This is a genomic window from Psychrobacter sp. ANT_H59 (assembly GCF_008369225.1).
GTDB lineage: Bacteria > Pseudomonadota > Gammaproteobacteria > Pseudomonadales > Moraxellaceae > Psychrobacter > Psychrobacter cryohalolentis.
The window spans coordinates 300,196-315,431 of sequence record NZ_VOBE01000004.1 but is presented as its reverse complement, the minus strand read 5'-3'; the positions used below and the strand labels follow the sequence as shown (position 1 = coordinate 315,431).

Here is a 15,236-nt window from a genome sequence, read left to right as displayed (position 1 = left end):
GATTGCTGGTAATCATTCTTTAACGTAGTTGAGTGTCATGTCGACCAAAAATACCCTGCCTAATAAGCCATTAGATGAAGATCCAGCACAACGAGATGCCCGCGCCGTAAGACGTTGGTATCCGTTGTCTTTTGTGCTCAAATTGCTGGTACTGATTCTTATCGTGCTAGCGATTATGTTTGCCATCTTCTTATATGCGGCGGGTACTGAGTCAGGAACTAAGTTTATCTTAGAGAAAATCAGTGCAGAAACTGGTATTGAATTCAAATACGGTAGCGGCAATCTGCGCGAAGGTCTATGGCTCACTGATATCGATATTGTTGCCAATGAAGATCTTGAGATATTGGTAGATAAAGCTTACGTTAAAATAGGCTGGCGCGCCGTCTTTGCCAAAGAAGTACATTTGCGTGATGCGGATATACAAACCATTGAAATTATCAATAAAAAACCGCCAACAGGTGAGGCATTCGATTATAGAACCTTAAGCTTACCGGTTAATCTACGTTTTGATTATGCAAAAGTAAAAACCATCATTTATAAGCAAGTAACTCGTGACCCCATTGTTGTGCATGATGTTGAAGCCCGCGATTTGACGTGGGTTGGCAGTATGGTGACGGTGGGTCGCGGTAGTTTGCAATATGGCGATATTGTTAAAGTCAGTGCTTTAGAGGGTCATGCCGATTTGCAAGGCGACTATCCTTTAGATTTGAGTGCCATTGTAGAGGTCAGTGCTTTAGAAAAAGCCTATATTGATCCCTTGAATATCACCGCAACAGGCACGTTAAAGCGCACTGTTGGCAAGGTTAGTAGCCGCTACAATGATAGTGCGGTTAGTGGCGACTTTGTAGTACAGGGATTGGATCCTGATGCACCGTTTCAAGCAAAACTTGAATGGGATGACATTCTGGTTCCTTATGCGGACAGTCAAAACATTCACTTAAAGAGTGGCATCGCGACCGCATCAGGTGTGATCTCAGAGATACGCCTACGTATCAACACTGAATTGACCGCTAAAGACATTCCTTCAGGACATTACCAAGGACGCGCTATTCTTGCCAATCGTCAGCTACGTGTTGATCGCCTAGATGCAGATGTGGCCGCTGGCAACTTGATATTGCAAGGTATCTTGGATTGGAACAGCAGTTTTGACGCAAAGATAAGAGCGAGCGGCAGTAATTTTGATGTACGTCGCGTCATTCCTAAACAATATGCGGACTTTAAAGTATATGCCCCGCAAAAGTTAAACGGGCGCTTATCCGGTCATTATCAGCATAAAAATACTGCCGGTAATATGGAAATGGATGTCGCATTACGTCAGCGTGATGGCGAGCAAGTCAATGCCAATATTGTCCGTGGAAAAACCTCAGCCAAATCTAAACAAGTTGCCCCTTTGTATATTGATGCAAAATGGCAGAATCTTGTGCGTAAAAACATCCCTAATATCGGCAACATCAATAGCCCTAGTGGGCAAGCAAAGGTGATTGTTCGCGGCTCAAATCTTTCTGTCGATGGCAAAGCCATTATCAATGAGCTGAATGCAGCGCCTAAAGGTAACTACGATGTCAGGCTTCGTAAGGCTGGCAATATCATTGATATCAACCGCCTAAACTATAAAGGGGTGGTGGGCGATTTATCAGGGACAGGTCAGATTCAATTAGCTACTAAAAAACGTCCGCTTACTTGGCAGATTGATGCACGTACTAATGGCTTATTGCCCAAGCAGTACCGCAGTGATATACCGCTTGAGCGCCTAACTGGGCGTATCAGTGCCCGCGGACGATTGCTGAATATCACTAAAAACCGTGTCAAAGGTCAGCGGCATATTATTAGTTTCAGTAATACCGCTTTGCAGGCGCAGTTGGATGCCACGCAAAAAGGTCGTGCTATCGGCATTACTGGTGGCGGCGATGCCAGTGTTGATATCATCGGCGGTAAGCTATCGGTCTTTGATGCGCGTTTTGATGGTCAAATTGACACGGCTGATGTACCAAAAGGTCGCTTATCAATCGATGCCGCTGGTACGCCAAATCTGATCAGTGTTCGCAAGTTAAATTATAATGGCGAAGCAGGTGCGGTCAAAGCCAAGGGTGTCATCGACCTAAGAAAGAATATCGGCTGGACGCTAGATGGGCGCTTTGATAAGTTTAATTTGGGTTATTTCTTGCCCAATAATGCCGCCATTATTACTGGTGATTTAAAAACCACTGGCGAGTGGCAAAGTCCGCCAAAGAATAATGCTAAGGCAAAAGGCGTACTGAAAAACTTCGTCGTAAACTTTGATGGTGTCTTAGACGCTGAGCAATTGCCAGCAGGTAAACTGACGATTGATGCCAGTGGTAATGCACAGCTCATTCGCATCAAGCGTTTCCGACATGTGGGCGCAGCAGGCAGTATTGATGCTAAAGGCACCGTTGATGTGCGCCAAGGTCTTGCTTGGGATATTGATGCGGTCATGGATCGCTTTAATTTGGGTTATTTCTTCAAGGACATACCGAGTACGATTACCGGCAATATTGATACCAGTGGACGTTGGGGTGATACCCAACAGACGATTAATATCAAGCAAGTGAATTTGAATGGGATGCTAAAGGGTCAACCACTTAGCGCCAAAGGCAGCTTGACAGCCAAACTACATCTACCAAAAGACTTGGCAAGCTATTTTCAACGTTTGCAGAAGCAAGATGCACAGGCACAATATAAGCAAGTGAACGCTTTGATCGAAAGCTTAAATGCCAATAATTTGGTACTGCGTTGGGGTAATAATTACATCACCGCCAATGGTAATGCTAAGCAGCTACAAGCCAAAATCAATATCACAAGCCTTGATCAGCTCTCAGACAAGCTTGGTGGTAAAGTCTCTGGCGGTGCTACCTTGTCACAGCCAGCAGGACAAGCATTGCCGACGATTTATGTTGATTTAGTTGGTGAGCGTATTACGCTACCAGGCTTTATATTACGTCAAGGTCGTATACGCGGTAAACTGGTTAACTTGGCAAACAGTCCAAGCCAGTTTATTATCACTGCCGAAGGCTTAGAAGCGGCGGGGCAAAATTTTAAAAACTTTAATGCAACCTTTAATGGTACTGAACAAGCTCACGTAGTGGATTTTGATCTGCTTAATGAGAAGCTCAGTATCTCAGCAAGGCTTAAGGGTGGCTTTAATCGAGATAAGCTCAGCTGGTCAGGTGTTATTGGCAAGGGTCAAGTTAAGTCCAAATATGCAACCTTAAACCAATTGCAGCCAGCGCAGCTGATTGTTAATTTGCCTAAGAAACAAGGTAAAAATAGCACAGAGCTAAAAGTACAACTGGCGGCACATTGTTGGCAGGCGACTGATCAAACAGGTAAATTGTGTTTACGTGAAAACCTCATTGCTTCAGCTGCCAGTGGTCAAGTTGATTTGGCGATACAAAAAATAGACACCTCACTATTTTCAGCGTTTTTGCCAAAAGATATCGATTGGCATGGCAAGATTAACGGTAAAGCGATTGTTGGTTGGCAACGTGGTCGTCCACCAACGATTAATACCACGCTGTATTCTGACAACGGTAAAATTGGCTTGATTCAAGATGGTGATAGCTTGCCTGTCACCTTACCTTACAAGCGCATCTCGCTCATTGCGGTGTCTGTACCAAATGGTCTAAAAATACGCTCAGATATCAATACGGGTGATGGTGCTCGTGGTTATGCAGAAGTGATCGTTGATCCATATAAGACGCCCAAACCTATATCAGGTGCGCTGGTGCTCAATGAGCTTAATTTGGCTATTTTTAAACCTTTCTTCCCTGGTATGCGCGTGCTCGAAGGTAACATCACTATGGCAGGCGGTTTGGGCGGCACACTGGATAAGCCACAGTTTTATGGCGATGTGAAGTTAGCGAATGGTCGAATGGCGATGCTTGATTTGCCGGTCAATTTGACCAAAGTGAATGCCACTGCCAAAATCCGTGGTACTCAAGCAACGATCGATGGTAGGTTCAATAGTGGTACAGGGAAAGGGACGGTTGCTGGCACTGTCAATTGGCAGCAAAAGCTACAGGCTAAGCTGAGTATAGATGGTAAAGGTTTGATATTGACCCAGCCGCCATTATTGGTGGCGAGTGTTGATCCTGATATCGATATTATCGTGCGTCCTTCCGATCGCTACGTCAATATAACTGGGGCAGTTAGTGTGCCATCAGCGACCATTCGTCCGCCAGAGGCCAGTGAAGACATCATTACTCAGACCGAAGACGCTGTCGTACTTGATCGTCGTCTTATCGGCAATATTGATGAGGTTTTAGCTATCTCAAAACCTTGGTCAATCAATGCTGATATCGGTATCGATTTGGGTAATGATATCAACTTCCGTGGTTTTGGTGCCGTGATTCCTCTAGCAGGTGCCATTCATGTCACGCAAAGCGGTACAGGCATCATGCGTGCAAAAGGGGTGGTACAGGTCTCACGTCGTACCAATATTAATGCTTTTGGTCAAAACCTAGAGCTTAACTATGGTCAAGTGCGCTTTAACGGCGATGTGATGAAACCGAGTTTAAGTATCGAAGCGGTCAAAAATATCAGTGGTAAAACAGTCGGTGTCCGTGTCAAAGGTAATACTGAAAGCCCTAATATCATCGTTTTCAATAATGCGGGGCTTACGCAGCAGCAAGCAATGAATGCCTTGGTCACAGGTCGTATTAATAATCAAAGCGCCACTCAAATCAGTGAGCAAGGCTTTAAATCTCAAGTCACCAATAACTTAGCAGCCGCTGGGCTGAGCTTTGGGCTGAGCGGTACTCGTAATTTGACCAATCAAATCGGTCAAGCGTTTGGCTTCCAAAGCTTAACGGTTGATGCTTCAGGCAGCAGTGAAGATACCAATGTCAATGTCACCGGTTATGTGACCCCTGACTTATATATCCGCTATGGTGTGGGCGTTTTTAATGCGCAGAACAGCTTGTCGATACGTTACCAGTTGACCCGCCGTATCTATGTAGAGGCAACGTCAGCAGCAGAAAATGCCGTGGATGTGGTTTATAGTTGGCAGTTCTAAAGGTTGTACTTAGATATCTACCCTCATATTTGCTGTGATTTTAATAGATGGGCAGATTAGTTGACCGGAAGTGACAGCTTATAAAGTAATCTATCATCACTATTTGATCAAATAAAAAACGCCTTTATAAAAAGGCGTTTTTTTATGAGCATTAAGAGAATTTATTTGGTTAAAATTAACCGATTATTACGCGTTAAGCGTAGGCGATATTCTTCGCCTTCATGTTCAATACGTACTTCCTTGGTCAAAGCAAACAAGTGCTGTGATTGCAAAGTAGGCAAACGGTTTTCACGGAAGTTCAAATGACGAGAGATAACAAGACTCATGGTAAATTCCTTTTGATAGCAAAGTAGCAAATATTCAAAACAATAAATACTAATAGAATATAATTTATTAACGATAATAATTATCATTTAGATTGAATAATTTTGCAAGCAAATTTATAAAATAAATAACAGCGATTATGTAAACTTATCCAACCGTTTTTTTATTCAAACAATTTTAGCTATCAATCTTAGCCATCAATTTCAGTAGCATTAAAGGAAAATAGGATGACAGTCGAACAAAGTAACTCTATAAAAAACACTTCAATAACGACAGTCAATGTAGCGGTTGCCGTTATTCATTATAAAGATCAATATCTACTAGGATTTAGAGCGGCTTCTCAGCACCAAGGCAACCGTTATGAGTTTGTAGGCGGAAAGATAGACGCTCATGAAACAGCAAAACAAGGGCTGATACGAGAAGTTGCTGAAGAGACAGGCATCAATATTGCTAATAATACGGCAGTTAAGCTGGGTCGATTGCATCATGATTATGGTGATAAGCAGGTCTGCTTACAAGTTTACCTTATTGAAGTGACTGCACAACAATATGCGCAATATAAAAACCTAAGCTATGGTTTAGAAGGTCAAAAGCTGACATGGGTAGAGGAGGCAGAGCTGCTGGCAGGGCATTATGATTTACCCGCTGCCAATAAGACAATCCTTGCCTGGTTACAATTACCAATGCAGATAACAGTTACTTATCCATTATCGCATTTTGATGCTGCCTCTAATCCTATGGCAGTATGGTTACAGTATCATCATGAGCATATAACGGCTGGGGCTTGGGTTTATATGCGGACAAAAGCAGCAGGGACAGAAAACAGTATCAAGCAGCTATTACAACTACGCCCTGATATTCAAGCGATTACTCCTGACCACTTAGATATCGACAAAACAGAGAATGTAGAAGCAAATAATCAAATAATAGCAAGTCATTTAACACAGACACAGCTTATGCAATGGTTAAGCGGAGTAGCTAAGGAGCCCATGTCGTACTCTGCCTTGTCTACAAGCTTGCCATTAATCGTTAGTTGTCATGATGTAGATAGCATTAATGCTGCCAATCAACTAGCGTATATTCGATTACAGCAGCAGTTGCCACCCATTATCGGTATTTTCTTGGCACCTGTTGAGTGTACCCAAACCCATCCTGATACACCGGCATTAGGATGGGAGGCGTGGTCAAATTTAGCAAAATTAGCGGATATGCCAGTTATCGGCTTAGGTGGACTATCACCTATGATGTATAAACAAGCCGTGCTACATGGAGGCGTTGCTGTTGCTGGAATTCGCCAGTTTTTAAAATAGTTTTTGGTACTATTGTTACCCGCATTTTTATAACAATTTTGGGCATTAAGCTGCCATTTGAACACCGCTAAAACCAGAGTATGATAGGTCAAATAAAAAATTCTCAGAGGAAAAATAGCACTAGATAAGTAATTGATTTGAATATTCTTTATCGGTTAATAAAAATGTAACTTCGCATATCTTATAAACAGAATTACTTACAAACCGTTGCGTTTTCCTACATTGCCACACTGTTTTGATTAGGGATTTGCCATTACTATGAATCATTAATTATCGAAGGGCGCTAAATCAAGCTTTTATAGACTTACTAATTGTTAAGACTTTTAATGACTATGATGTTAAAAGTAATAGCCAATTTAACTTCCATTCATTTTTTGTTGTAGGGCCAGTGGGTGAAAATCGTTTTGTGCCGCTCTTATAAATAACAATGGTATGAGTAAATGCCTATAAGTAGATAGATCGCTCCTAATAATCACTGTTAATAAAATGGTATCCCTATGAAAACCAATAAGTTACCGAAGTCAGTATGGTCTGATTCTGAGGCAGCTGGTTCTCAATCACCGCATACTGACCAGCTACCTAAGTATAAGATGAATAAAGATCAGGCAACACCAGCAGGTAATATTGACTGTGCCAGTAATGACGCCAGCTATAATAATGTAGGTTTTAGTAAAGAATATTTAGAAACTCTAGCACAAGATATGTCACAACAAACCAGCTTTTTTGATTATAAATGTGTCAAAAAAACTCATGTAAGTGTACTTAACTCTAATTTAATTGATAACAGCACCTTTAACGCCAGTACAGCTGAAGTTGATTGTATTAAGACAAGTATCTTCAAAGAATTTGAGCAATCCATAGTCGAGCCACCTCACATCATATCTCCTAAAAACGCAGCAAGCGTTGCAGAGATACCAGAGCGTATATTTATGAATGGTCTTATTAAGCATACTGGAATAGCCTTAGCTATTATCATACCGTTAGCAGCATTTTCTGCTTATGCAGCGACACCGTCTATGACTCAAGCGGTTGCTAGCAAGCACATGACCAATGTAACGGCAGAGGTGCTCACGGTTAAACCTAGCAGTATTATTCATAAATCTGCTAGTACACCGACTACGGTAGATAGCGTTGATCTCAATAAATATGCTGGTACTTGGTATGAGATCGGTCGTTTGCCGATGTATTTTCAGCGCAACTGTGCCAGCGATGTGACGGCTAACTATGTTGAAAAAACTGATGGTTCAGGTATCAAAGTTATCAATCAGTGTAAGGCTGAAGATGGCTCGAACATTATTGCTGAAGGCTTAGCAAAACCTGCTGATGCGACAGGAAGCAAACTAAAAGTTACCTTTTTGCCATCGTGGATTCGTTGGTTGCCGGTAGGGCGAGCTGACTATTGGGTATTGGCACGTGATCCTGATTATAAAACTGCTCTGGTTGGTACACCTGATAAAAAGTATTTATGGCTGCTGGCTCGTTCGCCAAACGTAAGCCAAGAAACTTATGCCAAATACCGTCAAATTGCCCAGCAACAGGGTTATGATTTGAAAGAATTTAAATTAACGTCGCAGAGTAAGCAGACGGTGGATTTGATTCCATAAAAGTCTGATAATGGTTTATATTGCCTTTATTTATCATGGCTCTTGTATTTATCATTGTTTAAGTGGATTGATAATAAGGCAGCATAATATGCTGCCTTTATCGTAATAACCCGTTTTATTATGCTAAATCGGTAGTCATCAAATAGCTTGTGACTCATACAAATTTGTTATCACTAGCAAAATAAGGCGTTTTAAGCTAAAATCTAGCTTATCTACAGACTCCTATGATAATAATCGATGACAGCAGTCGTCTGTTAGCATATCTGAGTGAGTACATAGACTGTATATACCTTATTCAATAATATTTCTTCCTATTTTACTGATTCCCCAATACTGACCATAAGGATGTTTCTCGTGAGTAACGCTGATACCTTACGCCAATTACATCAAGACCATTTGAGCAACTATAACACCCAGGAGCAACAAGCGATTGAGCTCATGGGGCTATTGAACAAGCTCTACAATGAGCAAGATGTGCAAGTGACTTTATTCGGTGATACGCTAGATAGCAATTCTGTGGGTCAAATATTGGCGCTGCATCAAAAAGTTGCTTTGCGTGATCAAGGTGCTCATGCGATTGATATCGCTGATACTTTAGCGATGGTTAAAGTGTTAGCAGAGAATAAAAATCTGTCAGCTGTACGTATTGATGTTGGTCAGCTAATCGCTAATGACAGTGATATTCAATCGGCATTACAGTCTGTTGATAATACTAAAGCGGCTATCAATGGCGCAGCGGATGTGGTGCTATATGGTTTTGGTCGTATTGGTCGTATCCTAACTCGTTTATTGTTATCGCAAGCGTCAAGTGCCAAGGGCATGCAGCTAAAAGCCATCGTAGTACGTCCCGCAGCAGCAGGCGACTTGGCTAAGCGTGCGTCATTGCTAGAGCGCGATTCGATTCACGGTAGTTTTGCAGGCGGCGTGATTGTTGATGATGAAAACAATGGTTTGATCATTAATGGTCGCTTTGTGCAAGTTATCTATGCCAAAGACCCAAGCGAGATTGATTATACGGCTTATGGTATTAACGATGCACTGGTCATTGATAATACGGGTATCTGGAAAGATGAGGCTGGTCTTGGTAAGCATTTACAATCGACTGGTGTGAAAAAAGTGCTATTAACGGCACCTGCTGGCGGCGAGATTAAAAACGTCGTATATGGCGTAAATAACGATACGGTCGGCGATGATACTATCGTTAGTGCGGCGAGCTGTACGACCAACGCAATTACCCCAACGCTAAAAGTATTAAATGATGAATACGGTATCGAAAATGGGCATGTTGAAACCATTCATTCGTTTACCAATGATCAAAATTTAATTGATAACTATCATAAAGCGGATCGCCGTGGTCGTAGTGCGGTATTGAACATGGTTATCACCAGTACTGGTGCAGCAAAGGCAGTTGGGAAAGCGCTACCAGAGCTGAGCGGTAAATTGACGGGCAATGCCATCCGTGTACCGACACCAAACGTTAGCTTAGCGATTTTGAATTTAAATCTTAAAACTGCGCCAGCTAGTGCTGATGCGTTAAATGAGTTTATGCGCAAAATTTCAAATAGTAGCCAGTGGCAGACACAAATTGCTTATACGGATTCTACAGAAGCGGTATCAACGGATTTTGTCGGTGATACACATGTAGGTATCGTTGATGCCCAAGCGACTATTTTGACGGATAATCATGCTATCGTTTATATCTGGTATGACAATGAAGTGGGTTATAGTACGCAAGTATTACGTTTGGCAACGCAAATGGCAGGTATCAGTTATGCGCAGATTCCAGCTTAATACGTTTGTATAGCAGCAATGACTCGGTCATAATTTTTTGATTCAAAGAGTAGAGCGATGGTCATTAGTTATATAAACAAACGGATATGGTTTTAGCGGTAATATCTACAGCACCCGATAGTCCGATTGGTCATCGGGTGTTATTGTCATGAATAAAGCAATGATGTAGAGCAATATTGACGAAAGTTTGCCATTTTTTTAAAAGATAACTATAGGCAAAAGAAGCAGTCTATGACTGTCATTAAGCTTATAAACTAGAGTGTAAATAAAGGAAAGTAAGATGCGATTTATTGATGAAGCCGTCGTAACGGTAAAAGCAGGTGACGGTGGTAACGGAATCGCCAGTTTTCGCCGAGAAAAATATGTCCCGCGCGGTGGTCCTGATGGTGGTGATGGTGGCAAGGGCGGCGATGTTTATGTTATTGCAGAGGATAATACCAACACCCTAGTTGACTATCGTTATACCCGTCGTCACGACGCTATGCGTGCTGAGAACGGTCATAGTAGAAACTGTTCAGGCAAAGGCTCTGATGATCTTTTCTTACCAGTGCCTATTGGTACGACGGTCGTTGATACCGAGACAGATGAAGTGTTGGGTGATTTGATTGAAATTGGTCAGACTTTACTGATTGCCAAAGGCGGCGATGGTGGTTTGGGTAATACCCATTTCAAAAGCTCTACCAACCAAGCGCCGCGTAAAGCGACGTCAGGTTTTGAAGGTGAGCTAAAAGTTCTTAAGTTTGAGCTAAAAGTAGTGGCTGATGTTGGCTTAATTGGTTTACCTAACGCAGGAAAATCGACCTTTATCCGCCAAGTCTCTGCTGCTAGACCAAAAGTAGCTGACTATCCATTTACCACGCTGGTTCCTAATCTGGGTGTGGTTGATATTGGTCGTCATCGCTCTTTTGTTATGGCCGATATTCCAGGTTTGATTGAAGGTGCCTCAGAAGGTGCTGGACTTGGTATTCGCTTTTTAAAGCATGTCGCTCGTACGCGTCGTCTGTTACACTTGGTTGATATCAAGCCTATCGATGGCAGCGACCCGGTCGAAAACGCTCGCGTTATCTTAAATGAGCTTGAGCGTTTTTCACCTGAACTGGCCAATTTGCCACAGATTTTGGTATTAAACAAAATCGATCAGGTGCCTGAAGAAGAGTTAAATGAGCTTTGTACCCATATTGTGGCAGAGCTTGGCTGGACAGGTATTGTTTTCCGTACCGCCACCTTAACAGGTGAGGGTGTTGATGCTATCAAGTACCACTTGATGAATGAGATTGAGCGTGAACGCGAACGTGAAATCGAAGATCCTATCTTTGCTGATGCACAAAAAGCACGATTTGAGCGTTTAGAGGCAGAAGTTCGTCTAAACACTGAAGCCCAGCGTGAAGCGTATCGTGCTGCTCGTAAAGCGGCGCGTGAAGGTACGGATTTGTCGGATGACGATTTTGATGATAGCGATGACGATGATGATGGCGTCGAAGTGGTTTACGCTCCTTAATCTGATTGGTCTTTGCACATATTTTTTAGATGTATCCCCATGATTAATTTACCATAGCAACAGGAGTTTATATGGCAGTTGGCATAGAGAACACGATAGAAGAAGCAAGGTTTGTTGAGCAAGCTCGTAACTTTGATATTCAGCGCGTTATTGTCAAGATTGGCTCATCGTTATTAACCAATAATGGTCGAGGGCTTGATCGAACTGCCATTTACGAATGGGCAAAGCAGATCGCGCAACTCCATAAGCAAGGCGTAGAGGTGCTGCTCGTATCTTCAGGTGCTGTTGCTGAAGGGGTGGTGCGTATGAATCTTGAGGAGCGTCCTAAAAAACTGGCGGCATTGCAAGCTTGTGCATCTGTCGGACAGATGGGTTTGATTGAAACCTGGTGGTCAGCATTGATTCAACATGGTATTCAAAGCTCACAGTTGCTACTAACGCATGATGACTTGTCTAACCGTAGTCGCTATCTTAATACTACTGGCGCGCTTACGCAGCTACTAGAATGGCGTGTGCTGCCGGTCATTAATGAAAATGATACCATTACTATTGATGAGATTAAGTTTGGTGATAACGATACTCTAGGGGCGATGGCAGCGGCGATGGTCAATGCCGACTTGTACATTATCTTAACTGATCAAGAAGGTGTCTTTACTGACAATCCACGCAACAACCCTAATGCCAGAATGATCCGTCAAGAGCGTGCGATGGCTGATTATTTATTTGATATTGCAGGTGATGGTGGCAAGTTGGGTCGTGGTGGTATGTTAACCAAAATTCGTGCTGGTCGTCTTGCTGCTATGGGTGGCTGTCCGACGGTAATTGTGAGCGGCGCTATTGATGATGTGATTACTCGAGTGGTATCAGGCGAAGCAGTTGGTACCTTATTGACCACCAATGATCAAGACAAAATCATTGCTCGCAAACAGTGGCTTGCCGCGCATCTGCGTATGTCAGGCTCTTTAATTGTTGATGCAGGTGCAGCAAAAGCGGTGGTCAAACATCAAAAAAGCTTGTTGCCAGTTGGCGTGTCTGAAGTGCGTGGTGATTTTGATGAAGGCGATGTGGTCGAAATCGTCCATCAGGATACTGGTGAGCGTATCGCCGTTGGTCAAGTCAACTTTTCTTCTCGCGATGCCTGCCGCGTTGCTCGTGAGCGTACTGAGCAGTTCGATCGTATCCTTGGTAACAATGAAGAACGTGTTGTCATGGTACACCGTGATAACTTAGCATTGACGATGTAAAAAGATTAATATCTATAGAGATATAAATATCTTGATAATAAGCGCTTTGCTATTCTTTCCTTTAACGTAATTTATCCAGTGTTATATGCGCTTTGGTGACATATAGTGCTGTTTTGGAGATTTGTACATGAGTGCTTCAGACAATAATAATTCGCTTGAGCAAAAATTTGCGCCTTTGAAAAATGATAGATTGCTACGAGCACTTCGTTTTGAGCCGATCGATACCACACCTGTTTGGATGATGCGTCAAGCTGGTCGTTATTTACCAGAGTATAAAGCGACCCGTGCTGAAGCAGGTGATTTTATGAGCCTGTGTAAAGATACCGCGCGTGCGACAGAAGTCACCTTACAGCCATTACGTCGTTATGATTTAGACGCGGCTATTTTGTTCAGTGATATATTGACCATTCCTGATGCGATGGGATTGGGTCTCTATTTCGAAGCGGGTGAAGGTCCTAAGTTTAAACATCCTATTCGCCAGCAAGCTGATTTGGATAGATTGCCTGTGCTCGATGTTAATGATTCTCTTGACTACGTAATGCGTGCGGTAACCAGTATTCGTACTGCGCTCAATGGGCAAGTGCCGTTATTTGGCTTTTCTGGTAGTCCGTGGACACTTGCCACTTATATGATTGAAGGTGGTAGCTCAAAAGATTATCGCTATACTAAAGGCTTCTTGTATAGTAACCCTGAGTTTTTACATCAATTGTTAGATAAATTGGCGACATCTGTTATTGATTATTTGGATGCCCAAGTTGTGGCAGGCGCACAGATACTACAGATATTTGATAGTTGGGGCGGCGCTCTTGGTCATCGCCAGTTTATTGATTTCTCACATGCTTATAATAAGCGCATTGTCGCTGAGTTAAAGGTACGCCATCCTGAAATACCAGTAGTATTATTTACTAAAGGCGGCGGGCTATGGCTTGATATTCAAGCGGATAGTGAGGCGGATGCATTGGGTTTAGACTGGACAATGCCGATTGATCGTGCCCGTCAAGTTTTGACCGAAAGTCAGCGTCAGTTAACGAAGCACCATAAAAAACTACAAAGTAGCAAAGCCATTCAGGGTAATTTAGACCCAGCAACTTTGTACGGCTCTCCAGCGACTATCCGTGCTGAAGTCAATGCGATGCTCGATAGTGCTTATGCTAACGGTGAAAAGACCGGTTATGTGGCAAATCTAGGTCATGGTATTACCCAGTGGGTCAATCCTGACAATGCCAAAGTGTTCATCGATGCAGTACATGATTATAAAATCTAAAAAGTACGATTTGAGATATGTTCTTAGTTATTTGACTGAGTTTATATCTCATATTTATTAAGTAATAGTAAAGTGGCACAAAAGGATATCTTATGATTTCAGCAGCGATTGTCGGTGGCACAGGTTATACAGGTATTGAGTTGATACGTTTATTGTCTGCCCATCCTAAAGTGTCTATTGATTTGTTGACCTCGCGTAGCGAAGCGGGCACTCGCGCTGATGAGATATTCCCAAGTTTACGCGGTATCTCAGATATTGTGTTTAGTGATCTAGGGGACGAGACGCTAGCGACACTGCAAAAATGTGATGTGGTATTTTTTGCCACGCCGCATGGCGTTGCAATGAAGCAAGCAGAGGCTTTGACTCAAGCTGGGGTAAAAGTCATTGATTTGGCAGCAGATTTTCGTTTGCAGTCATTGAGCGAGTTTGAGCACTGGTATCAACAACCACACGCTTGTCCTGAGTTATTAAAAGCTGCCGTTTACGGCTTGCCTGAAGTAAATCGTGCCAAAATTGCTGAGGCATTAGTGGTTGGCAACCCAGGTTGCTATCCGACTACAGCTATCTTAGGCTTAAAACCCATTATAGATTTGCAGAATCAGCAGGCAGTAGCGTTTATTGAATCACGCATTGTTATCGATGCCAAATCTGGTGTTTCTGGCGCTGGTCGCCAAGCCAGTCTTGCACTGAATTATGCAGAAAGCACAGACAATTTTAAGGCATATAGCGTTGAAGGTCATCGCCATTTGCCAGAGATTGAGCAAGGTGTTGCCCAATTACTAGACAGTCAGTTTAACCATCGTATTCGTTTTTTGCCGCATCTGGTACCGATGATACGCGGTATGTTGAGCTCTATTCATATGGAGCTGACCGATGCAGGTGCTTTAGTGGATTGGCAACAAGTATTTGAGCAAAGCTATGCATCAGAACAATTTATAGATGTTATGCCAAAAGGTCTGTATCCCGATACCCGTAGTGTACGTGCCAGCAATCGATTGCGTATTGCTGTTCACCAAGACAATGAGCGTGCCGAATTAACGGTCATTGTCGTACAAGACAATTTAGTCAAAGGGGCAGCTGGGCAAGCAGTGCAAAACATGAATGTCATGTTTGGAATGGATGAGTCTCTTGGTTTAAATTTTGCGCCCATCGTTCCTTAACAAATGTTT

At 42.8% G+C, this 15,236-nt stretch carries 9 protein-coding genes; 8 read left to right on the top strand and 1 reads right to left on the bottom strand.

Features of this window, described 5'->3' with window-relative positions:
- Positions 1-37: 37 nt before the first annotated feature.
- A complete protein-coding gene (locus FQ083_RS08890; RefSeq protein ID WP_149409588.1) occupies positions 38-5,032 on the top strand; it encodes a translocation/assembly module TamB domain-containing protein in 4,995 nt (1,664 codons plus the stop codon).
- A 161-nt stretch (positions 5,033-5,193) separates the two neighbouring features.
- On the opposite strand, the gene hemP is transcribed toward FQ083_RS08890, so the two are convergent.
- Positions 5,194-5,358, bottom strand: a complete 165-nt coding sequence (hemP, locus tag FQ083_RS08885; protein WP_020443783.1) for a hemin uptake protein HemP — start codon at positions 5,356-5,358, stop codon at positions 5,194-5,196.
- 225 nt (positions 5,359-5,583) lie between these two features.
- Between hemP and FQ083_RS08880 the strand changes: the two genes are divergently transcribed.
- The 7 genes from FQ083_RS08880 to argC all read left to right on the top strand — a co-directional run bounded on the left by FQ083_RS08880 (position 5,584) and on the right by argC (position 15,227).
- Positions 5,584-6,666: an NUDIX domain-containing protein gene (locus tag FQ083_RS08880; RefSeq protein ID WP_149409587.1), complete on the top strand. Its 1,083-nt coding sequence runs from the start codon at positions 5,584-5,586 to the stop codon at positions 6,664-6,666.
- A gap of 497 nt (positions 6,667-7,163) precedes the next feature.
- Positions 7,164-8,270, top strand: coding sequence for a lipocalin family protein (locus tag FQ083_RS08875; RefSeq protein ID WP_149409586.1), 1,107 nt, complete (start codon positions 7,164-7,166; stop codon positions 8,268-8,270).
- A 345-nt stretch (positions 8,271-8,615) separates the two neighbouring features.
- Positions 8,616-10,061, top strand: a complete 1,446-nt coding sequence (locus FQ083_RS08870; RefSeq protein WP_133104454.1) for a glyceraldehyde-3-phosphate dehydrogenase — start codon at positions 8,616-8,618, stop codon at positions 10,059-10,061.
- Between the two features lie 280 nt (positions 10,062-10,341).
- Positions 10,342-11,559, top strand: coding sequence for an Obg family GTPase CgtA (gene cgtA / locus FQ083_RS08865; protein WP_011514008.1), 1,218 nt, complete (start codon positions 10,342-10,344; stop codon positions 11,557-11,559).
- Between the two features lie 71 nt (positions 11,560-11,630).
- Positions 11,631-12,803: a glutamate 5-kinase gene (proB, locus tag FQ083_RS08860; protein ID WP_149409585.1), complete on the top strand. Its 1,173-nt coding sequence runs from the start codon at positions 11,631-11,633 to the stop codon at positions 12,801-12,803.
- A 127-nt stretch (positions 12,804-12,930) separates the two neighbouring features.
- Positions 12,931-14,067: a uroporphyrinogen decarboxylase gene (hemE, locus tag FQ083_RS08855; protein WP_133104457.1), complete on the top strand. Its 1,137-nt coding sequence runs from the start codon at positions 12,931-12,933 to the stop codon at positions 14,065-14,067.
- 92 nt (positions 14,068-14,159) lie between these two features.
- The gene (gene argC / locus FQ083_RS08850) at positions 14,160-15,227 is read left to right on the top strand and encodes an N-acetyl-gamma-glutamyl-phosphate reductase (protein ID WP_149409584.1); all 1,068 of its coding nucleotides are present in this window, start codon (positions 14,160-14,162) and stop codon (positions 15,225-15,227) included.
- Positions 15,228-15,236 lie beyond the last annotated feature (9 nt).

Bases quoted from the DNA above. Each gene is read 5' to 3' on its own strand.
- hemP (WP_020443783.1), bottom strand. From the start codon at position 5,358: ATGAGTCTTGTTATCTCTCGTCATTTGAACTTCCGTGAAAACCGTTTG.
- FQ083_RS08880 (WP_149409587.1), top strand. From the start codon at position 5,584: ATGACAGTCGAACAAAGTAACTCTATAAAAAACACTTCAATAACGACA.
- cgtA (WP_011514008.1), top strand. From the start codon at position 10,342: ATGCGATTTATTGATGAAGCCGTCGTAACGGTAAAAGCAGGTGACGGT.
- FQ083_RS08890 (WP_149409588.1), top strand. From the start codon at position 38: ATGTCGACCAAAAATACCCTGCCTAATAAGCCATTAGATGAAGATCCA.
- FQ083_RS08870 (WP_133104454.1), top strand. From the start codon at position 8,616: ATGTTTCTCGTGAGTAACGCTGATACCTTACGCCAATTACATCAAGAC.
- argC (WP_149409584.1), top strand. From the start codon at position 14,160: ATGATTTCAGCAGCGATTGTCGGTGGCACAGGTTATACAGGTATTGAG.
- proB (WP_149409585.1), top strand. From the start codon at position 11,631: ATGGCAGTTGGCATAGAGAACACGATAGAAGAAGCAAGGTTTGTTGAG.
- hemE (WP_133104457.1), top strand. From the start codon at position 12,931: ATGAGTGCTTCAGACAATAATAATTCGCTTGAGCAAAAATTTGCGCCT.
- FQ083_RS08875 (WP_149409586.1), top strand. From the start codon at position 7,164: ATGAAAACCAATAAGTTACCGAAGTCAGTATGGTCTGATTCTGAGGCA.